Here is a 22,238-nt window from a genome sequence, read left to right as displayed (position 1 = left end):
GTAGCGTGACGGCACGAACGGGCGGCCCGGCGCCGGACGCCGCCCCCGTACGGCCCCGGCGCACACCCTGCCCCGGTCGCCCCTGCCCTTTGTCACCCACCCGGACGGGAACCTCCACCATGCCCCTGGTCAACATCTTTCTCCGCGAGGGCACCACCCCCGCCTTCCGCCGCGACGTCTCGCTGTCCGTGCACCGCGCCATGGTGGACGTGCTGGGGATACCGGAGGGCGACCGTTTCCACCACCTCCACGAGTTCCGGCCGGAGAACATCCAGACGGAGCCGGTCGCCTTCGGCATCCCGCGCGGCGACCGGACCCTGGTGGTGCAGATGTTCTTCAACTCCCGGCCGCCCGAGGTGAAGGAGGCGCTCTTCGCCGCCGTCCGCGACCGCCTCCGCGACACGGCGGGCGTCCCGGAGGAAGACCTCTTCCTCTGCGTCGTCGAGACTGCGGGGGAGAACTGGTGGGCCGCCGGACGCGTCGTCGACCCGGCGACCGGCTACGACGTGCGGATGGACCGCACCGGGGCGTCCGGGTGAGCCCCTGAGCCCCCAACATCCCTTCACTGCAAGGGAGTTATCGCACGTCAGTCGTGTGCGGGCCGTATCTCGCCCGAGCCGCGGGCGATCAGCCGGGTCGGGATCTCCTCCCGGCGCGGCGGCTCGTCGGCGCCCTCCAGGCGGCGGAAGAGGAGCCCGGCAGCGGTCCGCCCCATCCGGGCCGCGTCCTGCGCGACGACGGTGACCGCCGGGCTCACCAGATCCGCCAGCTCGAAGTCGTCGAAGCCCACCAACGCCACCGGCGCGGTGCACTGCCGCAGGACCCGTACGAGGGTGACCGTGACGCGGTTGTTCCCGGCGAACAGCGCGGTCACCGGCTCCGGCGCGTCCAGCATCGCGCGCGCCGCGGTGTGCACCCGCTCCGGTTCGGTGGTGCCGAGCGAGACCCACGCGTCGTCCACCGGCAGCCCGGCGGCGGCCATCGCGGTGCGGTAGCCGCGCAGCCGCTCCTTCGCGGTGTGGATACGCGGCTGATCGCCGATGAAGCCGATCCGGCGGTGGCCGTGCGCGAGGAGATGGGCGACCGCGTCCCGCGAGCCGCCGAAGCTGTCCGACAGGACGGTGTCCGCCTCGATCCGCCCGGCCGGACGGTCCACGAAGACGGTGGCGACGCCCGCGGCGATCTCCGGCGCGAGATAGCGGTGGTCGTCGCCCGCCGGGATCACCACCAGCCCGTCGACCCGCCGCGCGCACAGCGCCAGGGCCAACTCCTGCTCCCGGGCCGGGTCCTCGGCGCTGGAGCCGTTGATCAGCAGCGCGCCGTGGTGCCGCGCGACCTCCTCCACGGCACGGCTGAGCGGACCGTAGAAGGGGTCGGCGAGGTCCTCCAGGACCAGGCCGATGCTGGCGGTGCGGCCCTTGCGCAGGATCCGGGCCGAGTCGTTGCGCCGGAAGCCGAGGGCGGTGATGGCTTCCTGGACGCGGCGCTCGGTGTCCGGGGTGACGCCCGGCTCGCCGTTGACCACCCGGGAGACGGTTTTCAGTCCGACCCCGGCGCGCGCCGCGACGTCCTTCATGGTGGGACGGGTGCCGTAGCGGCGGGAGCTGCCCCGGGCGGTGTCGGTCACGTGCGGGGTCCCCCTCGGCTGCGGCTGGCGGTGTTCCGCCGAGCATAGCCGCTGGACAACGTTGTCACCTGGGGTGAGACTGACCTCTCCGTCACCGGACCGGCGCCGTTGGTCCCCCCGTCCACCAGGAGAAGCGACACCGATGCAGAAGGACCTCAGCGCAGCCCTGGACATCGGCGGTACCAAGATCGCCGGAGCCCTGGTGGACGGGCACGGCAGGCTCCTCGTACGCACCGCCCGGCCCACCCCCGCCGACCGGGACGCGGCCACGGTGATGCGCGCGGTGGCCGCGGTGGTCGGCGAGTTGACCGCGGCGCCGCAGTGGGCGCGGGTGGGCGCGGTCGGCATCGGCAGCGCCGGGCCGGTGGACGCGGCGGCCGGGACGGTCAGCCCCGTCAACATCCCCGGCTGGCGCGGCTTCCCGCTGGTCGCGGGCGTCCGCGCGCTCACCGGTGACCTTCCCGTCGTGCTGATGGGCGACGGGGTGGCGATGGCGGCGGCCGAGCACTGGCAGGGCGCGGCGCGCGGCCGGGCCAACGCGCTGTGCATGGTGGTCTCCACGGGCGTCGGCGGCGGCCTGATCCTGGGCGGCCGCCCGCACCCCGGGCCCACCGGCAACGCCGGGCACATCGGTCACATCAGCGTCGACCTCGACGGGGACCGCTGTCCGTGCGGCGCCCGCGGCTGTGTGGAGCGGATCGCCAGCGGCCCGAACATCGTCCGCCGCGCACGGGAGAACGGCTGGCGGCCGGGGCCCGGCAGCGAGGACGGCGCGGCGGCGGTGGCGGCCGCGGCGCGCGCCGGGGACCCGGTCGCCCGGCATTCCTTCGAACGGGCCGCCCAGGCGCTGGCCGCCGGGATCGCCGCCACCGCGGCGCTCGTGGAGATCGAACTCGCCGTCGTCGGCGGCGGGGTGGCGAGCGCCGGTGAGGTGCTGTTCGCGCCGCTGCGCCGGGCGCTGCGGGAGTACGCGACGCTCTCCTTCGTGTCCGGGCTGACCGTCGTCCCCGCCGAGACGGGCACGGACGCCGGTCTGGTGGGCGCCGCCGCGGCCGCCGCACAACAGTTCCGCCTCGACGCCTTCGCCGCCACGTTCTGACGGCCCGTCGGGTTCGTGTGCCCGGCCGTGTTGCCGGGCTTGTCCCGGTACACCCGGTGTCGGGACGTCCTTCCGTGTGCGGACGTACGTACCGGACGCCGCGAACCCCGTCTTCCCGGCGGACGATTCGACGCCCCGGAGGCGTCCCGGGCACTCGTCCGGCGCCTTACGCTGGTGCACGTCGGAAGAGGCGGGCAGCGAAACGGCCGACGGCGACGTCGGGCAGCGGGAGGAACGGCGACGTGGCTTCGGGGGAGCGCGGACAGCGCGGGGCGGACGAGGGCAACGGCATGGGCGGGGACGGTTCCGCCGGGCCGGACGACGTGACGGGTGGGCTGCCGGGCCCGGACGCCGGGAAGCAGGCGGCGGGCGGGTCCGGCGCCCGCGCCGAGGACGATCTGGCGGGCCGTCTGCTCGGCGGCCGCTACCGCGTCACCGGCCGGATCGGCCGCGGCGGCATGGGCGTGGTCTGCCGCGCCGTGGACGAGGTGCTGGGCCGCGAGGTCGCCGTCAAGGTGCTGCGCGCCTACACCGACGCCTCGGCGCCGGAGCTGGCCGATCTGCGCACCCGTATGCAGCGCGAGGCCCGCGCCGCGGCCCGGATCCGGCACTCCGGCGTGATCACCGTCCACGACGTCATCGACGAGGGCGGACGCCCCGTCATCGTCATGGAGCTGGTGGACGGGCCGTCGCTGGACGACGCGGTCGGGCGCCGCGGTGGCATCGAACCGCGCGAGATGGCCGCGATCGGCGCCCGGGTGATGGACGCGCTGGACGCCGCGCACCGCGCCGGGGTGCTGCACCGCGATGTGAAGCCCGGCAACGTCCTGCTGGACAGCAGCGGCCGGGTGGTCCTCACCGACTTCGGCATCGCCAGCATCGAGGCGCCCGGCGACGGCGCCGAGACCAACATCACCCGCAGCGGCGAACTGGTCGGCTCGCTCGACTACCTCCCGCCCGAGCGCGCCCAGGGCATGGGCCCGAGCCCCGCGTCCGACATCTGGTCGCTGGGCATGACGCTGTACGCGGCGGTCGAGGGCGGTACCGCGCCGTTTCGCCGTACGTCGGTGTACTCCACGCTGACGGCGATCGTCACCGAACCGCTGCCGGAGCCTCAGCGAGCCGGGCCGCTGACGCCGGTGCTGCACGCGCTGATGGCGAAGAACCCGGCGGACCGGCCGGACGCGGCGCGCGCCCGGGAGATGCTGCAGGCGGTCGCCGACGGGGGCGATCCGGGGGCCATGCCGGTGCCCGGCGCACCGCATCTGCCGACGGCCACGGACATCAAGCCGGTGGGCCCGCCCCCGCCGCCGCGGCCGTTCGGGGCGGCGGCCACCGGCGGCAACGGTTCGGGTGCGCCCACCGGTTGGCTCTCCGGGCCGGGGGCGGCGGGCTCGTCCTCGCAGGCGCCGTCGGGCGGGCCGGAGCCGGTCCACGATCAGCCGACGGCGGTGGTCGGCGCGGTGGCGGCGTCCCGCTCCGCACGGGACACCGCGCCGCTGCCGCGCCCGCGCCGCGGCGGGCGGATCGCGCTCGCCGTCGCCGCCGTGCTGGTGGTGCTCGCGACCGGTGGCGGGGTGACGTATCTGATGGTCGGCGACAAGGGCGAGCCCTCCGCGCGGGGCGGGGCGTCGGCGCCGGCCGACGGCGATGCCGGCCGCGCCACCGAGCCCGGGGCGCCGATCTCCCCGGACGCCAAGAGCAGCGACAAGGGCGGCGACAAGAACACGGCCACGGACGGTGGCGCGGGCAACGCCGGGGAGAGCCCGGGCGGCGAACCGTCGCGGACGGAGGAGCCGTCCGACGACACCTCCTCCCCCGCGGACGAACCGAGCACCGGCGACGGCGGCCACGGCGGCGGTGCGGAGGGCGGAAACGGGTCCGGTGACCCCACCGGTGGCGGCAGCACCCCGCCGCCGGAGACCTCGTGCACCCCCGGGGACGCGGGGAAGACCAACTGCGTGGTGTGGCGCACCGCCGATTCGTACACCGCGTCCGGTCAGAAGGCCGGTGTGGTGAACGGCGGTACCAACTACTTCTACTGCCAGGCGAATCTGGGCCGCCGGGAGACCTCCGGCCGGTGGACCAACGTCTGGTGGGCCAAGACGGACGACGACAGCGGTAACACCGGCGTCTTTATCAGCGTCGTCTACCTCAAGGGCGGCGCCAACGATCAGCCGATGCCGGGGCTGCCGGTCTGCTGAACGCCGCCGTGCCGGGCGGGGCGACCGCCCGGCACGAAGGCGTCCGGACTCAGGCGCCCTTCTCGGGGGTCACCCGGTAGACGACGGTGGCGTGCGCGGGCACCGTCACCGTGATCTCGCCACTGGTGTGCCGTTCGGTGTGCTGCCACAGGTCCCGCAGCCGGTAGCCGGGCGCCTCGGGCAGTCCGGCGGCGGTCGCGCTGGTGGTGATCCGCTGCTCGCCGTCGCTCTCGTTGAACAGTGCGACCGCCCGGTCCCCGCCGGCCAGCTCCTTGACCAGCGTCCACCGTCCGTCGGCGCTGTCCAGCACGGTCGCCTGGCGGCCCAGTGGGTCCTGGTCGAGCGCGATGACGTCCTCGTTGCGGAGGATGTCGTACGTCTGCGGGGACGCGGTGCGCAGATCGGTACCGATGAGCAGGGGCGCGGCCATCATCGCCCAGAGGGTGAAGTGGCTGCGGTACTCGGTGTCCGTCATACCGCCGTTGCCGACCTCCAGCATGTCCGGGTCGTTCCAGTGACCGGGACCGGCGTACGGGGCGAGCGGCAGATTCTTTTTCAGAATGTCCAGCATGCTCGACCAGCTGTCGCTGATGTCACCGGTGGTACGCCACGACTGCCCGAGGCCCGCGGCCCATTCCCAGGGTTTGTTCTCGCCCCATTCGCAGATGCTGTACGTGATCGGGCGGCCGGTGGCGCGCAGTGCGTCGCGCATGGCGGTGTAGCGCTGCCGGGCGTCCACGCCTTGGTTGTTGCAGTTGTCGTACTTGAGATAGTCCACGCCCCAGTCGGCGAACTGCCGGGCGTCGGATTCCTCATGGCCCAGCGCCCCGGGAAATCCGATGTCGCTGCAGGTCCTGGTGCCCGCACTGGTGTAGATGCCGAACTTCAGCCCCTTGGCGTGGACGTAGTCGGCGACCGCTTTGATGCCGTGCGGAAAACGGACCGGGTCGGGGACGAGTTGTCCCTTCGGATCGCGGGTGGGCATCGCCCAGCAGTCGTCGAGATTGACGTAGGTGTATCCGGCGTCCTTGAGTCCTTTGTCGATGAAGAGATCGGCGATCTCCTTGACCATTTTCTCGTTGAATCCCAGGCCGCAGTGCGTGGAATTCCAGTTGTTGAATCCCATCGGGGGAGTGGCGGCGAGTCCGTCCGCGGCCTTGCCGGTGGCAGGTGCGGCGGGCGTCCGGGCGGCGGACGCTGGGGCGGCTGTCGCTACGACGCAGAGCAGCGCGGCGGACAGCGTGCCGAGGGCCGCGGTGCGCCGTCGGCGGGTGGCGGGGGAACGCAGGAGCTGACGCATGATCAGGTCTCCGTCCTCGGGGGATGGATGGGGATGGACCGGTCGCTCGTGAGAGGTGACGGTAGAGCCTGTTGAACTCTGTTGGAAGAGGTACGTCGTGCGGCGGATCGGCTCTGAACGGCCGTGATGCTGCCGCCGGTTGGGGTCCGGGAACGGTTCGTATCCCCTCGCGTCTGCGCGGATGCGTGCGTTCGTGTGCGATGTGCGGGGCGGGTTTTGGTGACGTCGAGCCGGGTCCGGCGGCGCGACATTCATGGGCGGCACCTTCCCCTACCGGACTTATGGCAGGGAATGGGCCGCTCGGTGACACCGATGTGTGCGATTCCTGGGCGATGCGCCGCCGTCATATGCGGATGTCGGCGTTCCTCGCGCCCGTGCGCGGGCGGGGGTTTCGGTCCGGTAGGCGCTGGGGAGCGCTTGGTTGCCGAGGGCTTCGCGGGGCGGGATACGAGGTGGTGTCCCCACCGTGGCGCATTTCGCGACCGGCGCGTGCACGGGGACCGCGCAGCGCCCCGCGTCCACGGCGCCGCCGCGCGCTGCGCACCGTCCCCGGCTGTGCGCGCGGCCCGTGGATTCGAGCGTTTTCCGTGGCAGGCTGGTGCGGGCAACTCACCTGGTTCCAGAGAAGAGGGGACACCGTGATCGTCTGGCTGAACGGCACGTTCGGTGCGGGCAAGACCACAGCGGCGCAGGAATTGCTCGACCTGCTTCCCGGGAGCACGCTCTACGACCCCGAACTCCTCGGTCAGGGCCTGCGGATGATGCTGCCCGCCAAGCGCCTGGAGGAAATCGACGACCTCCAGGACCTGCCCGCCTGGCGCCGGTTGGTCGTGGACACCGCGGCGGCGCTGCTGACCGAGGTCCCCGGCCCCTTGGTGACCCCGATGACGTTGTTGCGCCAGGAATACCGCGACGAAATCTTCGGCGCGCTCGCCGCGCGCCGCATTCCGGTCCGGCATTTTCTGCTGGATGCGGAGGAAACGATCCTGCGGGAGCGGATCGCGCACCGCGAGGAGACCGCCGCCGACTGGGCGAGCGCGGCGCAGGTCCGCCGCTGGGGGCTGGACGCCCTCACCTCGTACGCCGAGGCGCTGAGCTGGCTCAAGGACGACGCGTACGTGGTGGACACCGGGCGGCTGACGCCCCGGCGGGCCGCGGAGGAGATAGCCGAGGCGGTGCGCTCCGGCACGGCCGACTGCGGCATCGTGCAGACACCGGAACCCACCGCCGAAACCCTCGCCGCCGGGGTGCTGCTCTTCGACGACGCCGACCGCGTCCTCCTCGTCGACCCCACCTACAAACCGGGCTGGGAGTTCCCCGGCGGCATCGTCGAGCACGGCGAACCGCCCACCCAGGCCGGACTCCGCGAGGTCGTGGAGGAGTTGGCGCTCCGGCTGCCGCGCACCCCGCGCCTGCTCGTCCTGGACTGGGAGGCGCCCGAACCGCCCGGGTTCGGCGGTCTGCGGCTGCTCTTCGACGGCGGCCGCCTCACCGACGAGCAGACCCGCGGGCTACGGCTCCCCGGCGCGGAGCTGCGCGAATGGCGCTTCGTCACCGAGTCCGAGGCGGAACACCTGCTGCCGCCGGTCCGCTTCCGCCGGTTGCGCTGGGCGCTACGGGCCCGCGAACGCGGCTGCCCGATGCTGCTGGAGCGGGGTGTTCCGGCGGGCGGCTAGAGGGTGCGGGACCGTCGGGCGGGGGCGCGCCGGGCGTGAGGTGACCGGCGCGCGACGGGGCGGCGTGCGCCGGTCCGTTGGGCGGGGCGTGCCCGGAACGGGCGGCCCGGCTCGGACACGCCACCGCGTCGCCCCGGGCCCTGGGCCCGATCACGCCACCCCGGGCGCCCGCGCCGTTCGCGGACGCCCGGTGACGTACACCGTCGATCCGGCCGGTCAGCCGCGCTCGGCCGCGTACCGCTGGAGGAACAGCGCCTCGGCGAGCGACAGCCGCTCCAGCTCCTCCGGGGAGACGCTTTCGTTCACGGCGTGGATCTGCGCGTCGGGCTCGCTCAGGCCGATCAGCAGGATCTCCGTCTCCGGGTAGAGCGACGCCAGGGTGTTGCACAGCGGGATGGAGCCGCCCATTCCGGCGATCTGCATCTCCTGGCCGTCGTACGCCTCGCGGAGTGCCGACGCCATCGACGCGTACGCCGGGCTGTCGGTGTCGGCGCGGAACGCCTGGCCCTGGCCGACCTGTTCGACGGCGACCCGCGCGCCCCAGGGCGCGGCGTTCTCCAGATGGATGGTCAGCAGCCGCGTCGCCTCGGCGGCGTCGGTGCCCGGCGGCACCCGCAGGCTGATCAGCGCCCGGGCGCCCGCCTGGACGGACGGGGTGGCGCCGACGACCGGCGGGCAGTCGATGCCGAGGACGGTCACGGCGGGCCGGGCCCAGATCCGGTCGGCGATCGTGCCGCCGCCGATCAGCCCGACGCCGTCGAGCACCTTCGCGTCCTTGCGGAACTCCTCCTCCGGGTACTGGAGCCCTTCCCAGGTGGCGTCCGCGGCGAGGCCGTCCACCGTCGTGGAACCGTCCTCGGCGCGCAGCGAGTCCAGGATGCGGACCAGCGCCGCCAGCGCGTCGGGCGCGGCGCCGCCGAACTGACCGGAGTGCAGATTGCCCGCCAGGGTGTCGACGGAGACCCGCACCAGCGTCATCCCGCGCAGCGTCGCGGTCGCCGTCGGCAGCCCGACGCGGAAGTTCCCGGCGTCCCCGATGACGAGGGCGTCCGCGGTCAGCAGCTCCGGGTGCGCCTCGGCGTACCGCTCCAGGCCACCGGTGCCCTGCTCCTCCGAACCCTCCACGATCACCTTGACGTTCACCGGCACCCCGCCGTGCTCCCGCAGCGCCCGCAGCGCCGTCAGATGCAGGATCACGCCGCCCTTGCAGTCCGCCGCGCCCCGGCCGTACCAGCGGCCGTCCCGCTCGGTCAGGGTGAACGGCGGGGAGTCCCAGGCGGCTTCGTCCAGCGGCGGCTGCACGTCGTAGTGCGCGTACAGCAGCACCGTCGGCGCGCCCTGGGGGCCGGGCAGGAAGCCGTAGACCGACTGCGTACCGTCCGGGGTGTCGAGCAGCGCCACGTCCTGGAAGCCGTCGGCCCGCAGCGCGTCGACGATCCAGCCGGCTGCCGCCTCGCACTCGCTCTTCGGGAACTGCTCCGGATCCGCGACCGACCGGAAGGCCACCAGCTCGGCCAGTTCGGTACGGGCGCGGGACTGCAACGCGGCGACGGTACGGGCCAGCGGGCTGTCAGACATGGACGCTCCTTGTGGGCGCGGGGTGTGCCTCCGGACCCGCGGTCCGTCCGGCGGGGTGCCGCGGGTCCGGAGGTACGGGTGTGAATCCCTCCGATCTTCCCACAGACGTTCGAGCCGAGCGCGGCCCGTAGGATGCGGACGGTAGGCGCAGCACGGATTCGAACGGGAGTAGAAACACCGGTGAGCAGCGAGCAGGCAGCCCAGGACAACGAGCAGGTGTGGGACGTCGTGGTGGTGGGCGCCGGTCCCGCGGGCGCCTCGGCGGCACACGCGGCGGCGTGCGCGGGGCGCCGGGTGCTGCTCCTGGAGAAGGCGGAACTGCCCCGCTACAAGACCTGCGGCGGCGGCATCATCGGTCCCTCCCGCGACTCCCTGCCGCCCGGTTTCACGCTGCCGCTGCGCGACCGGGTGCACGCGGTGACCTTCTCGCTCAACGGCCGGCTGACCCGCACCCGCCGCTCCAAGAGCATGCTGTTCGGGCTGATCAACCGCCCCGAGTTCGACGAGGGCCTGGTCAAGGCGGCCAAGGACGCGGGCGCCGAGATCCGTACCGGCGTGGCGGTCTCCCGGGTCGAGCAGCACGGCGCGACGGTGCCCGACCGCCGGACGGTCGCCGTGGTGCTCAGCGGCGGCGAGGTCATCCTCGCCCGCGCGGTGGTCGGCGCGGACGGCAGCGCGGGCCGGATAGGCGCACATGTCGGCGTCAAGCTCGACCAGGTCGACCTCGGTCTGGAGGCCGAGATCCCGGTGCCGCCGACCGTCGCCGAGGACTGGAAGGGCCGCGTCCTGATCGACTGGGGCCCGCTGCCCGGCAGTTACGGCTGGGTCTTCCCCAAGGGCGACACCCTCACCGTCGGCGTGATCTCCGCCCGCGGCGAGGGCGCCGCGACCAAGCGGTACCTGGAGGACTTCATCGCCCGGCTCGGCCTGGCGGGCTTCGAACCGGCCGTCTCGTCCGGCCATCTGACGCGGTGCCGCACCGACGACTCGCCGCTCTCCCGCGGTCGCGTCCTCGTCGCCGGGGACGCCGCGGGCCTGCTGGAGCCGTGGACGCGGGAGGGTATCTCCTTCGCGCTGCGCTCGGGGCGGCTGGCGGGCGAGTGGGCGGCCCGCGTCGCCGAGGCGCACGACGCCGTGGACGCCCGCCGCCAGGCTCTCAACTACGCCTTCGCCATCAAGGCAGGTCTCGGCGTCGAGATGAGCGTCGGCCGCCGTATGCACGCCGTCTTCGCGCGCCGCCCCGGCCTGCTGCACGCCGTCCTCACCGGCTTCCGCCCCGCCTGGAACGCCTTCGCCGACATCACCCGTGGCACGACCACCCTCGGCGAACTGGTCCGCAGCCATCCGCTGGCCCGTCGCGCGCTGGACGTCATGGACCGGCGGCAAGCCAAGGAGGGGTGAGCCCGGGGGTGTGGGGCCCGCGCTGAGTGCTGACCGGCAGCCGATCAGCCTTTGCGCAGCAGCAGATGGCCCCGGCGGAACCGTTCCCCCTCGCCCGGCTCCCGCAGCATCCGTCCCACTTCGGTGAACCCGGCTTTCCCGGCCAGCTCCGCGAGGTCGTCGATCGGCCACCGGTAGGCGGTCGTCACCTTGTGGTCGAACGTCGTGATCGGCCCGCCTTCCGACTCGAAGAAGCCGAGCAGAAGGTGGCCGTCGGGCGCGAGCACCCGCCGGAACTCGGAGAAGTACGAGGGCAGGTGCCGGGGCGGGGTGTGAATGACCGAGTACCAGGACACGATGCCGTGCAGGGTGCCGTCAGCGAGGTCCAGGGCGTCCATGGAGCCGACCTCGAACCGCAGGTCCGGGTATGCCTCGCGGGCCAGACCGATCATCACCGGCGACAGATCGATGCCGAAGACGTCCAGCCCCAGGCCCCGCAGGTGCGCGGTCAGGTACCCGGGGCCGCACCCCAGCTCGGCGACGGGCCCGCCACCAGGGGCGAGCTCGGCGAACGCGGCGAGTACGGCACGGTCCAGCGGAAGCCCGTCCAGCGAATCGCGGACGAGGTCGGCGTAGAGAACGGCAACGGCGTCGTAGGCGCCCGCCGTTGTTTCGAGGTACGAGGAAGTTTCGGTCACGAGCGAGAAGAGTAGGGGGTCTTCCGGCGGGGTGTCGGCTGGATAAGTGGGGAGGGCCTGGGGGCGGTTACGGGCTTCAGGGGTGTGCGGGTACTTCTCGGCCGTGGCCCGTCCCCCGTCATATCGGCCCGCTGTCCTGCCGGGTTCCGTACCGGCGTGACAGCGCCTCGCCCCTGCCGGCCGGCGGGCCGGTTCACGCCTCCGTGATGCGGAAGACGGGGTGACGCGGGGCCGCGGCGTGCAGCGCCTCGTCGGGGGAGTCGGCGGTGATCTCGCCGAAGTACGACTTGACCTCCCAGCCCCAGCGCCGCAGATAGGCCCGCAGCAGCTCCGGGGTCTCGCTCGGCGGAAGCTCCACGGCGATGAACGCACGGGTGCGGCGGCCGACCCGCAGCTGTCCGCCACCGGCCGCGCGCATGTTGCGCACCCAGTCGGACTCCCCGCGCGCGGAGACGAGATAGCGCGCACCGTCGTACGTCATCGGGTTGACGGGGACCCGCCGCCAGGCGCCGCTCTTGCGGCCCCGGACGGAGAGGTCCGCCGCACCGGCGAGGCTGATACCGCGGCGGGCCAGCCAGCCGACGGCGGCGTTGAAGCGGGCGGTCGTACGGCCGGGCTTGAGGTAGCGGGACATCTGGCCCTCCGGGGCGCTCAGGACTGATTTCTGCACTGCGGTGGTGCGAAGAACGGGCTCGATCACCAAAGTGTGAGCACTGCTCTCGCTTGAGGGCAGTGTGCACGAACGAGGCGCGAGTAGGCAAGAGCGCTGCTCTCGTTTTGTTTCACCGACCGCTTTGTGGTGCGGTGATCCGATGGATGGCAGACTCCCTGCCATGACGGCGATCCGAGGGGCCAGGGAACGGGCCCGCAGCGAAATCACTGCGGCCATCAAGGACGAGGCCCGCACGCAACTCGCGGCCGAGGGCGCCGCCAAGCTCTCCCTACGCGCCGTGGCCCGCGCCCTGGGAATGGCCTCCTCCGCGCTCTACCGCTACTTCCCCAGCCGCGATGACCTGCTCACCGCCCTGGTCCTCGACGCGTACCACGCGATCGGTGCGGCGGCGGAAGCAGCGGATCCCGGGGTGGGTGGATCGGGGCCGAGCGGATCGGGTGGGCCGGGTGGGCCGGGTGGGCCGGTCGCGGTGGGCGGGCCGGATGCGGCCGTATGCGTCGAGCGTTGGGTCGCCGTCTGCGGCGGTGTCCGCGCCTGGGCGCTGGCCCATCCGCACGAGTACGCCCTGATCTACGGCACCCCCGTCCCCGGCTACCACGCCCCGCGGACGACGGCGGCGCCCGCCGGACGGGTCGCCCGCGCACTGACCGCCGTGGTCTGCGACGCCCATGCCGCCGGCGCGCTCCGCGAGCCCCCCGGTCCGCTGCCCGATGCGCTCGCGGACGAGGCGCGCACCCTCATGGCGGAGCTGGACATCGACCTGCCCGCCCCCGTTGTGGCAGCCCTGGTCGCGACCTGGGCCCAACTCTTCGGTCTGATCAGCTTCGAGCTGTTCGGCCAGTTCAACCGGGTTGTCGAGGACCGCGATGCCTTTTTCGCGTATACGGTCCGGCGGCTTGCGGGAGGGGTGGGGCTCAGCGCCGACCCGGTCGGCTCTGCTTGATCCGGAGGCTCGGCCTTCCGGCCCGGCTGTGTGGTGCCTGGCCCGACGATCCGTACTCGGCTCGGCTCGTACGGCTACCGGTGTGCCCCGGGCGGCGCTGCTCCTCGCACGCGGCGTGTGGGGGCGCGGCCGGTTCCCTCCCGGAGGGTGGGGTCGGGTGATGGCGGCCGCTGACTCTCACCCCATGGCGGTGCGTACGACGGCCGGTGGCCCCTCGGGTGCCGCTGTCAGGGGGGCGGGGGCGACAGTCCGACGCTGGACCCACACGTCACCACGGCCGACGAGCGCCGCCCCTCGCCCCCGCTGCCCCTCCGTCAGATGCCACCATGCTCCTCCCAGAGCCGCACAAGCGCCTCGTCGCCCTTCACCGTCAGGCCGTTCCACGGGGCGCGGTTCCACAGGGTGAGATAGAGCGCTTCGGCAGGCCCCTCGATGCTCAGGTCGGCGGGGTCGTCCGCCCCCGCGCCGCCGGGCTTCCCGGAGGTCCGCAGGGTGCGCGCCGGTGCCTCGGACAGGTGGACCGTCCACTCCGCGTCGGCCGCATCCGTCGCCCGTACCCGCAGGGTCTTCGGCTTCGTGGTGCGCACCCGGCTGCGCTTCTGGCTGTGGATCCCGGTCAGTATCTCGTCGATGCCGTCGGCGGCGAAGGCGGGCGGCAGCGGTGTGAGCGTGGCGCCGAGGGCCTGTTGGGCGTCGGCACGGTGGATGGCCGTCTCGTGCGCCTGCCGCCGGGCCCAGAAGGCGAGCGGCGACGGGGCGGGCAGGAAGGCCCATGCGGCGAGGGAAGGCGGTGCCTCGTGCAGCGCCACCACCAAGCGGTGATGGCCCTCCCGCAGCCACGGCACCAGCTCCTGATCGGCGAGATCGGGAGCGGCGTCCGGCGTCGAGGGTTGCTCCAGCCCCTCGGTCACATACCGCGCGGCCCAGTGGTGCACCCGGCCCACGTGGGCGACCAGATCGCGCATCCGCCACTCCGGACACGCCGGAATCGGGGCGTCGGGCCCGGCCTCCTCCGCGGCGGCGGCCAGCAGCGCGCCGTCCAGCCGCAGTGCTTCGACGAATTCGGTGATCTCCATGCCCCCGAGTCTGCCAGCCACCACTGACAACGAAGCCCGACGCCCCTGCTCACCCGCCCGCGATCCCTCGCCCACAACTAATCTCGGTGCCCGCCTCCGCCCACCCGTATCCGTACGTGTGATGTCCTGGTTCGCAGGCGTCACCGGCCCCCCGGAGGCGGTGCGTTGACGAGCCTGGCAGGTCCTTGACGAGACCTGACGAGCGTTGACGGGTCCGTCCGGTCGACCCCGGTAGCATCACCCACTCCACTGGCGTCTTCGACGGCGCGGCCCCCGGGAGTCGCGCGCATGCGAGGAGAGAGCGCCACGGGATTCGCCGCAGGAATCCCCACCGCTTTTTGTTCCGACACGATACAAAGCCAGAATGGGAACGTGACCCAGACTCGGACAACCAGGCTGGAGCGGGGCCGTGCCTCCCTCGGACCCGCACTGGAGCTCGTACACACCGGACGCGCCCCCACCCGCGCGGTCCTCACCTCGGAACTCGGCGTGACCCGCGCGACCGCCGGAGCCGTCGCGGCGGAGCTGGAAGCCCTCGGCCTGATCACCGTCGACTCCCGGCCGACCGCCTCCGCCGGTTCCCAAGGGAGGCCGTCCCACCGCCTGTTCGTCAACGAACGCGGCCCGGTGGTGCTCGCCGCGCAGATCCACGCCGACGGCTTCCGCGTCGCCCTGGTGGGGCTCGGCGGGCGCATCGTGGCCACCACCACCGGCAGCGGCACCATCCCCGCCGACCCGGCCCATGTCCTCGCCGAGGCGGTCGGCGCGGGCGCCGGGCTGCTGCGGGAGACCGGCCGCCGCTGCCTGGGGGCGGGCCTCGCCGTCCCGTCGGCCGTCGCCGAACCGGACGGCGAGGCGTTGAACCCGCTCCACCTCGCCTGGCCCGCCGGTGCCCCCGTACGGGAACTCTTCCAGCGCGCGCTCGCCGACGCCGCGATCCCGGGCGTCACCGAGGCGATCGGTTTCAGCGGCAACGACGTCAACCTCATGGCCCTCGCCGAACACCGGCACGGCGCCGGACGAGGCGCCCGCGACCTGCTGTGCGTCGCCTCCGGGCACCGGGGCGTCGGCGGCGCCCTGGTCCTCGACGGGCGCCTGCACAGCGGCAGTTCGGGGCTCGCCCTGGAGGTGGGCCACCTCACGGTGCACCCCGAGGGCGCCCCCTGCCACTGCGGCAGCCGGGGCTGCCTGGACGTCGAGGCCGACCCCTTGGCCTTCCTGAACGCGGCCGGACGCACCCCGGGCCCCGAGGGCTCGCTGCTCCACCAGGCCGCCGACCTGCTGCGCACCGCGTACGACGACCCCGCCGTACGCGCCGCGGCCGACCTGCTCATCGACCGCCTCGGCCTGGGCCTTGCCGGACTGGTGAACATCCTCAACCCGGACCGCATCATCCTCGGCGGGCTGCACCGCACCCTTCTGGAGACCGACCCGGAAAGGCTCCGCGCCGTCGTCGCCGACCGCAGCCTCTGGGGCCGCAGCGGCGGCGTACCGATCCTGCCCTGCGGCCTCGACCACAACAGCCTCGTCGGCGCGGCGGAACTCGCCTGGCAGCCGGTGCTGGACGACCCGCTGGTCGTGCAGGGGGAGCGGAGGGCGTAGGCGGTCACGGCCACTCCCGCCGGACCGGCGCGGTGGGGGAGTCGCGCGGTGTCGGCCGAGGCCGCCGCGCCTGGCATGTGAGCAGGTGAGAGGGCCCGCGCGCATGTCAACCGCCTTCTTCGGAGCGGCGGTTGGCGGCGACCGGTCCGCGGCGTTGTCAGTGGCCCCGGTTACGTTGTGTGACATGGAGAACGAGCGAACGAACCAGTTGAATCAGCCGGGTCGGACGGACCACTCGCGCCTGCCGAACGAAGCGGGCCGGTCGGATCGCCGGAGCCGCCGCGCGGGCGCGGGCCCGCCGATTCCGCGGGGCGACGTTCCGGACCGCGCGGGGACATACCAGGGCGGACGCGTTCCCGTCACGCGGCCCGTCGCCGCCTGGCCGCCACCCGGGGGCCCGCCGCCGCTTCACCGTCGCCCGCCCGTAGGCTGCCGTCATGATTGCCGAAGCCCTGGCCCGCAGCCCTTACGTCAGCCTCGTCACGTACCGGCGCAGTGGCGCCCCGGTGGCGACCCCGGTGTGGGCCGTCGCCCAAGGCGACGAGCTGCTGGTGTGGACGCGGAGCGACAGCGGAAAGGTCAAACGGCTGCGCCGCGACGACCGGGTGACGGTCACCCCGTGCGATGTGCGGGGCAACCTCACCGAGGGCGCGGACACCCTCGAAGGCACCGCCCGCCTCATGGAGGAGTCCGAGGGCCTGGCCCGGGTGCGACGCGCGATGGCCAGCAAGTACGGACTGCGCTTCCGCATCCTCGACACCGGAGGCGCCCTGCTCCGCCGGGGCAAGCGGCCGCACATGGGCATCGCCGTCACCTTCCCCCGCTGAGCCCCTGGCACGCCCGACCGCCGACCGCGTTCCGCGCCCCCTCCCGGCCGTGCTCAGCCCTCGGCGGTCCGGCGCCCGCCGTCCTCCGATGGCCGGACGGCGGCGAACGCGCGGGCCGGATGCACGGTCAGCATCCGCATCACCAGTTCCGGCCCCCACACCTCCGCCGGCCAGGGACGTTGCCGCCGCAGCAGATGCGGATACCGGGCCCGCCGCTGACCGGGCGCCGGCCGTCGTGGTGTCACCGCCCAGCAGAATCGTAGGCCCTACCAGGTCCCGAAAGGCAGGCGTCGGCCGACGCCCGCAACTCCTCGGCGCTCCGCTCGACGGCGGCCAGTGCCAGGGCGGCCTTGCCGTCGAAGTGGTGGTACGTGCTGCCCCGCCCGACTCCGGGGGCCTGAAGTCCCGTCCCCAGGCCGGAAACCGTTCAGCCGACCCCCGCACCCCGTATCCGGGTGCGTGGGCCGGCTGCCGTCCAGGTGTGTTCCAGAAGGGTGCCGATCCGGTGCGGTGGACCTGGTACCGGCTCCTGCGGTGCGAGGGGGAGTGCGGGCAGCGTGAACCACACGATCTTCCCGGCGCCGTCCGGACGCACGCCCCAGCTCTCGCTGAGCGCGGCGATCAGGGCCAGGCCACGGCCGCAGGTCTCCCAGGTGTCGGCGGCCCGTAGCTGGGGGAGTCGCGGATCGTGATCGTGCACGGCGACGGTCAACTGGTCGATGAGTACGCAGAGTTGGACGGTGCACTGCTTGCTGGGGCGGGCGTGCCGGTGCACATTCGCGAGGAGTTCGGTGAGGCCGAGCGCGGCCGGATCCACGAGCGGATCGAGGTGCCAGTACCGCAGTTGGGCCGAGATGACGCGGCGCACCTGCCCGATACGGGCCGGGAGGGCCTGGAGCTCCACCGTGCAGTGTCTGCTGGGCTGCCTGATCACGACGCGACTCCCTGATGAGGCCGGGCGTCCCGCGGGGCGGGGCGAAGACCGAACCCGGCGACGCACACCGCAGCGTCATCGCCGGTGAACCCTCAGTGATACAGATCCAGGGTCGGTCCGGAGCGGCGCGCCCGCAACCGCAGCCCTGCCGCGCGGCCGCCGTCCGCACACGCCCCGGCGTACGGAGAGCCCCGCGCGCCCCTTACGGGTCGGTGCCCGCTGTCCCGTACATGCCGACGGCGACCGTGCCCCGGCCGTTGCCCCGAACGGCGCAGCGGACACCTGAAGGTTCGGGCCCACCCAAGACAGGCCAGGTGAACGGCCCGGCCGGGAGCGGAGCCGTAACGGGCGAGCCGGTCGCTCGCGGTGTTCAGGTCCGCGGTGCGTGGGCCGCCTGTACCGCGTCGAGGAAGCGATCGGGTGCGCCCAGGGTCAGGGAATAGCGGTTGCCGTTCAGGCGGGCCAGGGCCCGGTCGCGGGCGGCGAAGAGGGGCTTGTGCACCTGGACCGCACGGAGCGGCGCGCTGTCGATCACCTTGCCGTAACTCGTCAGCAGCGCGAGCCTGCCGTCCCGGATCACGACCTGCCCGGCCCGGGTCAGGGACCGCAGTGATCGTTCGATGTGCACGCCGGTCGCGTTGAATTCGGGCTCGGCCATGCCGGCCACCTCCTCGCCATGGGCAGGTGCCCCTCACCGCCCCCTATGGGGGCAGTGTGCACGGCCTTCGCGTCGTGCACCAGTGCCCCCGGAGCCGGTCCGTGCGGACACCTGTCGCCCAGGCTCTCCTTGGGGCCTCCCAAAGGTACGTTTATGCAGGTGAGAAGCGTACGCGAGGTGGTTATAGTCGAATTCGGCCCGCCTCTTCGTACGGGCTCACAACCCTTGAGGAGCGCTCCGGTGAGCACCGCACAGCAGCCGCACACCCCGCACCGCGCCGGCGCCGACGGTGCACCGCAGGCGGCCGTCCATGCCCCGATGCCGACCGTCGACGTCGACCGCACCGATCCGGACTACCGCAGCTGGCTGAAGGAAGCCGTCCGCAAGGTCCAGGCGGACGCCAACCGCACCGCCGACACCCATCTGCTGCGCTTCCCGCTCCCCGAGGAGTGGGGCATCGACCTCTACCTCAAGGACGAGTCGACCCACCCCACCGGCAGCCTCAAGCACCGCCTCGCCCGCTCCCTCTTCCTCTACGGGCTGTGCAACGGCTGGATCCGGCCGGGCAAGCCCGTCATCGAAGCCTCCAGCGGCTCCACCGCCGTCTCCGAGGCGTACTTTGCGTCGCTGATCGGGGTGCCGTTCATCGCGGTGATGCCCGCGACCACCAGCCGCGAGAAGACCCGGCTGATCGAATTCCACGGCGGCACCTGCCACCTCGTCCAGGACCCGCGCACCGTCTACGAGGTTTCCGCGCAGCTCGCGGCGGAGTCCGGCGGCCACTACATGGACCAGTTCACCTACGCCGAACGGGCGACGGACTGGCGCGGCAACAACAACATCGCCGAGTCGATCTACGAGCAGCTGCGCCTGGAACGCTATCCGGAACCGGCCTGGATCGTCGCGACCGCGGGCACCGGCGGCACCTCCGCGACCATCGCCCGCTACGTCCACTACATGCAGTACGACACCCGCATCTGCGTCCCCGACCCGGAGAACTCCTGTTTCTTGGACGGCTGGCTCACCGGCGATGCCGGAACGCGCTGCGCGACCCCTTCCCGGATCGAAGGTGTCGGCCGCCCCCGGATGGAACCGAGCTTCGTGCCCGGCGCGATCGACCGGATGATGAAGGTCCCCGACGCCGCCAGCATCGCCGCCGTACGCGCCCTGGAATCGGCCATCGGCCGCAAGGCGGGCGGCTCGACCGGTACCGGGCTGTGGAGCGCCCTGAGGATCGTCGGCGAGATGCACGCCGCCGGGCGGACCGGCTCCGTCGTCACCCTGCTCTGCGACCCGGGCGACCGCTACCTCGACAAGTACTACTCGGACGACTGGCTGGCCGCCCAGGGCCTGGACATCGCGCCGTACGCCCGTGCCCTCGACACCTTCCTGAGCACGGGTCTCTGGCCCGAGTGAGCACGCATCCGGTTCCGGTCCGGCCGGGGTCAGCTGTCGCTGTTCGCCATGGCCAGTCGGCGGTCGAGCGCCCGCGCCGACACTCGGAAGGCCCGGCCCAGGCCCGGCCGTGCCAGCAGCAGGGCGAGGTGCAGCGGCCCCGGACCGTCGGCCGCGAACGTCCACCGCAGCCGGGTGCCGCCGCCGTCCGGGGTGAGCCGCCACTCCTCCAACAGGGCTCGGATCCCCGGGGCGTTGGTGCGGTCCACACGGTAGGCGTACAGCGCCTCGGGTTGTGCGGTCAGCACGGTTTCGAGGAAACGGGTGCCGCCCGTCAGCCGTACGTCCCGGCCCGCGCCCCCGTCCATCGGCACGGCCCGCGCGACCCCGGTGAACCAGCGCGCCCAGCCTTCGATGTCCTCCGCCAGCGCCGCGTACACCGTTGCGGGCGGCGCACCGAGCCGGGCGGAGAAGGCCAGCCGCAGCGGCGCGGACCGGGCGAAGTCCAGTTCTACGGGGCGGAGCCGACGCATGGAGCAACCCCCAACGGGTGGAGCGGTACGGCTTCGCGGACGCCACGGGCGCCCACGAAGCCCCGGCCCTCGGGTGGACCGGCGCCGCGGATCCTAGAGTGCCCGCCCGCAGATGTCTGCGGTGCCGCGTGCCCGGATACCCGTACTCCTGCCTACGCGGAACGCGTGGCCCCTGTCAGCGTTCGGCCGGACGTCAACCGGACGTCGCGCCTCCTACCCCTCGGAGTCCTGCCATGGCTCGCCCGCCACCACCAGCTCCGGCGGCAGTTCGGCGAAGCGTTCCCGTGCCTCGGGGGAGAGGCCACTGTCGGTCACCAGTACATCGACCTCTTCCAGTGTCGCGAACGAACTCAGTGCCACCGTGCCCCACTTGGTGTGGTCGGCGACCACCACGACCCGCCGCGCCGAGCGCATGAAGTGCCGGTTGGTCTCCGCCTCCGCGAGATTCGGGGTGGACAGCCCTGCCTCCACCGATATGCCGTGCACCCCGAGGAAGAGCACATCGAAGTGGAGGGAGCGGATCGCGGCATCGGCGACCGGCCCGACCAGCGTGTCCGACGGGGTGCGCACCCCGCCCGTCAGCACCACCGTCGCTGCACCGGCCCGTGGCCCCGCGCCGCCGCTCGCCGTCGCCCGCTGCGCGGTGTAGAAGACATCGGCGACCCGAACGGAGTTGGTGACCACCGTCAGATCCGGTACGTCCACCAACTGCTGGGCCAGCGCATAGGCGGTGGTGCCGCCCGCCAGGGCGATGGCGCTGCCCGGGGCGGCCATCTGCGCCGCCACCACCGCGATGTCCTCCTTGGCGCTCAGCTCCAGCGCCGACTTCGCCTCGAAACCCGGCTCGTGTGCACTCGGCTCGCCGACCGGAACCGCGCCGCCGTGCACCTTCTCCAGCATGCCCTGCCGGGCCAGCGCGTCCAGATCGCGGCGGACGGTCATGTCCGAGACGCTGAGTCTGCGGGTGAGTTCGTTGACCCGCGCGCCGCCGCGCCGCCTGACCTCTTCGAGGATCAGGGCCCGCCGCTGCTCGGCCAGCAGATTCTGATTGTCACTCACCCCGGCCCGTCCCTTCCGCCCAGCTCACCGGCGCGTCACCTGCGCTCCGCCGCCCGTCCCGATCGTTTTCCTCATCCTCGCACGAGCCACTGACAACGCCGCGGGACGCGCTTGCCAACGCCCCGAGCGGCGCGACGGACGCGGACCGCGGGGCCTGCCCTCCCCGCCTGCCCGGCCCGTACCCCGTCAGTACAGCCGGATGTGCCGCAGCCCCGTCCACACCCGGCGGAGCCCGCCCCGTACCGGGCCGTCGGTATTCGGGCTGAGGGTCAGGTCCGCCGACGCGGCGACGCGGTCGGCGACCTCCGGGACCGTGATCCGGTCGGTCCATACGTGCTCGGCGAACTCCGGCCCCCGCAGCCGCTCCAGACACAGATCGAGCTTCCGCACCGCGAAGCTCTCCCGCAGCAGCTGCCTCTCCTTGCCGGTCACGAAGCGCAGGACCTGCCCCGCGCCCCTCTCCCTTAGGCGCCGCAGCACCGTCTCGCGCTCCGCCAGCAGTGCGAAGTGCCGTACGTCGTGGCCGCGTTCCCGCAACCGGCCCACCGTCTCCTCGAAGTACGCCGGTTCGACGATCGTCATCGGGGCGATCACCGGGCCCGGATGGCGGGAGCGCCAGGCCGAGGACTTCGTACACCCCCTGCCGCCAGGCACGGAGGTCCTGGAAGTCGCCGCGTGCGCCCGGCGGGGTCATCCGGTGCAGGCCGAACCCCACCTCCTCCGGATCGCAGACCACGCTGCCGGGCAGCCGCCGCCTGATCTCGAACGCCGTTTGCGTTTTGCCGCCCCCGAAAGGGCCGTTGAGCCACAGAAGCATGGGCCGACCTTAGAGGTGCCCTGTGTCGCGGCGCCTGCGGCGGACGGGTGAACCAGTCGCTCCGCGGAGTGGTCGTGGAGGCGCCGAGCGAGGCGTTTCAGGCGTACGCGGCAGGCGATCACGACGCCCGAATCGGGCCTCCCCAGGGCCACAGGGGTA

19 protein-coding genes and 2 pseudogenes are annotated in these 22,238 nt (G+C 73.1%); 9 read left to right on the top strand and 12 right to left on the bottom strand.

Annotated elements, in window-relative coordinates:
- Positions 1-119 precede the first annotated feature (119 nt).
- The gene (locus OG422_RS03380; protein ID WP_405739476.1) at positions 120-539 is read left to right on the top strand and encodes a tautomerase family protein; all 420 of its coding nucleotides are present in this window, start codon (positions 120-122) and stop codon (positions 537-539) included.
- Between the two features lie 47 nt (positions 540-586).
- Here OG422_RS03380 and OG422_RS03375 read toward each other — a convergent pair whose 3' ends face one another.
- The gene (locus tag OG422_RS03375) at positions 587-1,627 is read right to left on the bottom strand and encodes a LacI family DNA-binding transcriptional regulator (protein WP_405739473.1); all 1,041 of its coding nucleotides are present in this window, start codon (positions 1,625-1,627) and stop codon (positions 587-589) included.
- Positions 1,628-1,769: 142 nt separating this feature from the next.
- Between OG422_RS03375 and OG422_RS03370 the strand changes: the two genes are divergently transcribed.
- Both OG422_RS03370 and OG422_RS03365 read left to right on the top strand, forming a co-directional pair.
- Complete coding sequence (locus OG422_RS03370) at positions 1,770-2,726, top strand: ROK family protein (RefSeq protein ID WP_405739470.1); 957 nt, start codon at positions 1,770-1,772, stop codon at positions 2,724-2,726.
- Positions 2,727-2,968: 242 nt separating this feature from the next.
- Positions 2,969-4,930 (top strand): protein kinase domain-containing protein, encoded by a 1,962-nt coding sequence (locus OG422_RS03365; RefSeq protein WP_405739467.1) that lies wholly within the window; start codon positions 2,969-2,971, stop codon positions 4,928-4,930.
- A gap of 58 nt (positions 4,931-4,988) precedes the next feature.
- On the opposite strand, the pseudogene OG422_RS03360 reads toward OG422_RS03365, so the two are convergent.
- Positions 4,989-6,230 (bottom strand): annotated as a pseudogene (locus OG422_RS03360) (glycoside hydrolase family 27 protein); the annotation flags it as partial.
- Positions 6,231-6,868: 638 nt separating this feature from the next.
- Here OG422_RS03360 and OG422_RS03355 point away from each other — a divergent pair.
- The gene (locus OG422_RS03355; protein ID WP_405739464.1) at positions 6,869-7,906 is read left to right on the top strand and encodes an NUDIX domain-containing protein; all 1,038 of its coding nucleotides are present in this window, start codon (positions 6,869-6,871) and stop codon (positions 7,904-7,906) included.
- Positions 7,907-8,122: 216 nt separating this feature from the next.
- Here OG422_RS03355 and OG422_RS03350 read toward each other — a convergent pair whose 3' ends face one another.
- Complete coding sequence (locus OG422_RS03350) at positions 8,123-9,484, bottom strand: dipeptidase (protein WP_405739461.1); 1,362 nt, start codon at positions 9,482-9,484, stop codon at positions 8,123-8,125.
- Between the two features lie 180 nt (positions 9,485-9,664).
- Here OG422_RS03350 and OG422_RS03345 point away from each other — a divergent pair, with 180 nt between their 5' ends.
- On the top strand, positions 9,665-10,885 hold the full coding sequence (locus OG422_RS03345; protein ID WP_143942967.1) for a geranylgeranyl reductase family protein: 1,221 nt from the start codon (positions 9,665-9,667) through the stop codon (positions 10,883-10,885).
- Between the two features lie 44 nt (positions 10,886-10,929).
- Here the strand turns inward: OG422_RS03345 and OG422_RS03340 are convergent, their stop codons facing one another.
- Together OG422_RS03340 and OG422_RS03335 are read right to left on the bottom strand one after the other, a co-directional pair.
- Entirely contained in the window at positions 10,930-11,562 is a 633-nt protein-coding gene (locus OG422_RS03340) for a bifunctional 2-polyprenyl-6-hydroxyphenol methylase/3-demethylubiquinol 3-O-methyltransferase UbiG (protein WP_143942966.1), read from the bottom strand.
- 193 nt (positions 11,563-11,755) lie between these two features.
- Positions 11,756-12,196, bottom strand: a complete 441-nt coding sequence (locus OG422_RS03335; protein ID WP_405747629.1) for a nitroreductase family deazaflavin-dependent oxidoreductase — start codon at positions 12,194-12,196, stop codon at positions 11,756-11,758.
- A gap of 199 nt (positions 12,197-12,395) precedes the next feature.
- On the opposite strand from OG422_RS03335, the gene OG422_RS03330 reads away from it, so the two are divergent.
- Positions 12,396-13,178 carry a TetR/AcrR family transcriptional regulator gene (locus OG422_RS03330; RefSeq protein ID WP_405739458.1) on the top strand — a complete coding sequence of 261 codons (783 nt, stop codon included), beginning with the start codon at positions 12,396-12,398 and terminating at the stop codon, positions 13,176-13,178.
- A 314-nt stretch (positions 13,179-13,492) separates the two neighbouring features.
- Here OG422_RS03330 and OG422_RS03325 read toward each other — a convergent pair whose 3' ends face one another.
- Positions 13,493-14,254 carry a maleylpyruvate isomerase family mycothiol-dependent enzyme gene (locus OG422_RS03325; RefSeq protein WP_143940993.1) on the bottom strand — a complete coding sequence of 254 codons (762 nt, stop codon included), beginning with the start codon at positions 14,252-14,254 and terminating at the stop codon, positions 13,493-13,495.
- A gap of 372 nt (positions 14,255-14,626) precedes the next feature.
- Here OG422_RS03325 and OG422_RS03320 point away from each other — a divergent pair, with 372 nt between their 5' ends.
- Together OG422_RS03320 and OG422_RS03315 are read left to right on the top strand one after the other, a co-directional pair.
- On the top strand, positions 14,627-15,856 hold the full coding sequence (locus OG422_RS03320) for an ROK family protein (RefSeq protein WP_405739455.1): 1,230 nt from the start codon (positions 14,627-14,629) through the stop codon (positions 15,854-15,856).
- Between the two features lie 437 nt (positions 15,857-16,293).
- A complete protein-coding gene (locus tag OG422_RS03315) occupies positions 16,294-16,683 on the top strand; it encodes a PPOX class F420-dependent oxidoreductase (protein WP_405739452.1) in 390 nt (129 codons plus the stop codon).
- Between the two features lie 53 nt (positions 16,684-16,736).
- Here the strand turns inward: OG422_RS03315 and OG422_RS03310 are convergent, their stop codons facing one another.
- The 3 genes from OG422_RS03310 to OG422_RS03300 all read right to left on the bottom strand — a co-directional run bounded on the left by OG422_RS03310 (position 16,737) and on the right by OG422_RS03300 (position 18,275).
- Entirely contained in the window at positions 16,737-16,928 is a 192-nt protein-coding gene (locus OG422_RS03310; RefSeq protein WP_405739449.1) for a hypothetical protein, read from the bottom strand.
- A 182-nt stretch (positions 16,929-17,110) separates the two neighbouring features.
- Positions 17,111-17,617: an ATP-binding protein gene (locus OG422_RS03305; protein WP_405739446.1), complete on the bottom strand. Its 507-nt coding sequence runs from the start codon at positions 17,615-17,617 to the stop codon at positions 17,111-17,113.
- Between the two features lie 370 nt (positions 17,618-17,987).
- Complete coding sequence (locus OG422_RS03300) at positions 17,988-18,275, bottom strand: hypothetical protein (RefSeq protein ID WP_143940988.1); 288 nt, start codon at positions 18,273-18,275, stop codon at positions 17,988-17,990.
- Positions 18,276-18,515: 240 nt separating this feature from the next.
- Here OG422_RS03300 and OG422_RS03295 point away from each other — a divergent pair, with 240 nt between their 5' ends.
- Entirely contained in the window at positions 18,516-19,691 is a 1,176-nt protein-coding gene (locus OG422_RS03295) for a PLP-dependent cysteine synthase family protein (protein ID WP_405739443.1), read from the top strand.
- 29 nt (positions 19,692-19,720) lie between these two features.
- On the opposite strand, the gene OG422_RS03290 is transcribed toward OG422_RS03295, so the two are convergent.
- The 3 genes and pseudogenes from OG422_RS03290 to OG422_RS03280 all read right to left on the bottom strand — a co-directional run bounded on the left by OG422_RS03290 (position 19,721) and on the right by OG422_RS03280 (position 22,079).
- On the bottom strand, positions 19,721-20,203 hold the full coding sequence (locus OG422_RS03290) for an SRPBCC family protein (protein ID WP_405739440.1): 483 nt from the start codon (positions 20,201-20,203) through the stop codon (positions 19,721-19,723).
- A gap of 213 nt (positions 20,204-20,416) precedes the next feature.
- Positions 20,417-21,262 (bottom strand): DeoR/GlpR family DNA-binding transcription regulator, encoded by an 846-nt coding sequence (locus OG422_RS03285; RefSeq protein WP_143940986.1) that lies wholly within the window; start codon positions 21,260-21,262, stop codon positions 20,417-20,419.
- Positions 21,263-21,448: 186 nt separating this feature from the next.
- Positions 21,449-22,079: pseudogene (locus tag OG422_RS03280) on the bottom strand (AAA family ATPase).
- Positions 22,080-22,238: the final 159 nt, after the last annotated feature.

Origin of the sequence: Streptomyces sp. NBC_01525, assembly GCF_045040405.1 — a bacterium.
GTDB lineage: Bacteria > Actinomycetota > Actinomycetes > Streptomycetales > Streptomycetaceae > Streptomyces > Streptomyces benahoarensis.
Note: the sequence above shows the minus strand (reverse complement) of the source record. Positions and strands in the feature narration are given on the sequence as shown.

Excerpts from the sequence above, each read along its gene's own strand:
- OG422_RS03370 (WP_405739470.1), top strand. The coding sequence starts at position 1,770 with ATGCAGAAGGACCTCAGCGCAGCCCTGGACATCGGCGGTACCAAGATC.
- OG422_RS03300 (WP_143940988.1), bottom strand. The coding sequence starts at position 18,275 with ATGGCCGAGCCCGAATTCAACGCGACCGGCGTGCACATCGAACGATCA.
- OG422_RS03380 (WP_405739476.1), top strand. The coding sequence starts at position 120 with ATGCCCCTGGTCAACATCTTTCTCCGCGAGGGCACCACCCCCGCCTTC.
- OG422_RS03290 (WP_405739440.1), bottom strand. The coding sequence starts at position 20,203 with ATGCGTCGGCTCCGCCCCGTAGAACTGGACTTCGCCCGGTCCGCGCCG.
- OG422_RS03330 (WP_405739458.1), top strand. The coding sequence starts at position 12,396 with ATGACGGCGATCCGAGGGGCCAGGGAACGGGCCCGCAGCGAAATCACT.
- OG422_RS03325 (WP_143940993.1), bottom strand. The coding sequence starts at position 14,254 with ATGGAGATCACCGAATTCGTCGAAGCACTGCGGCTGGACGGCGCGCTG.
- OG422_RS03335 (WP_405747629.1), bottom strand. The coding sequence starts at position 12,196 with ATGTCCCGCTACCTCAAGCCCGGCCGTACGACCGCCCGCTTCAACGCC.
- OG422_RS03350 (WP_405739461.1), bottom strand. The coding sequence starts at position 9,484 with ATGTCTGACAGCCCGCTGGCCCGTACCGTCGCCGCGTTGCAGTCCCGC.
- OG422_RS03315 (WP_405739452.1), top strand. The coding sequence starts at position 16,294 with ATGATTGCCGAAGCCCTGGCCCGCAGCCCTTACGTCAGCCTCGTCACG.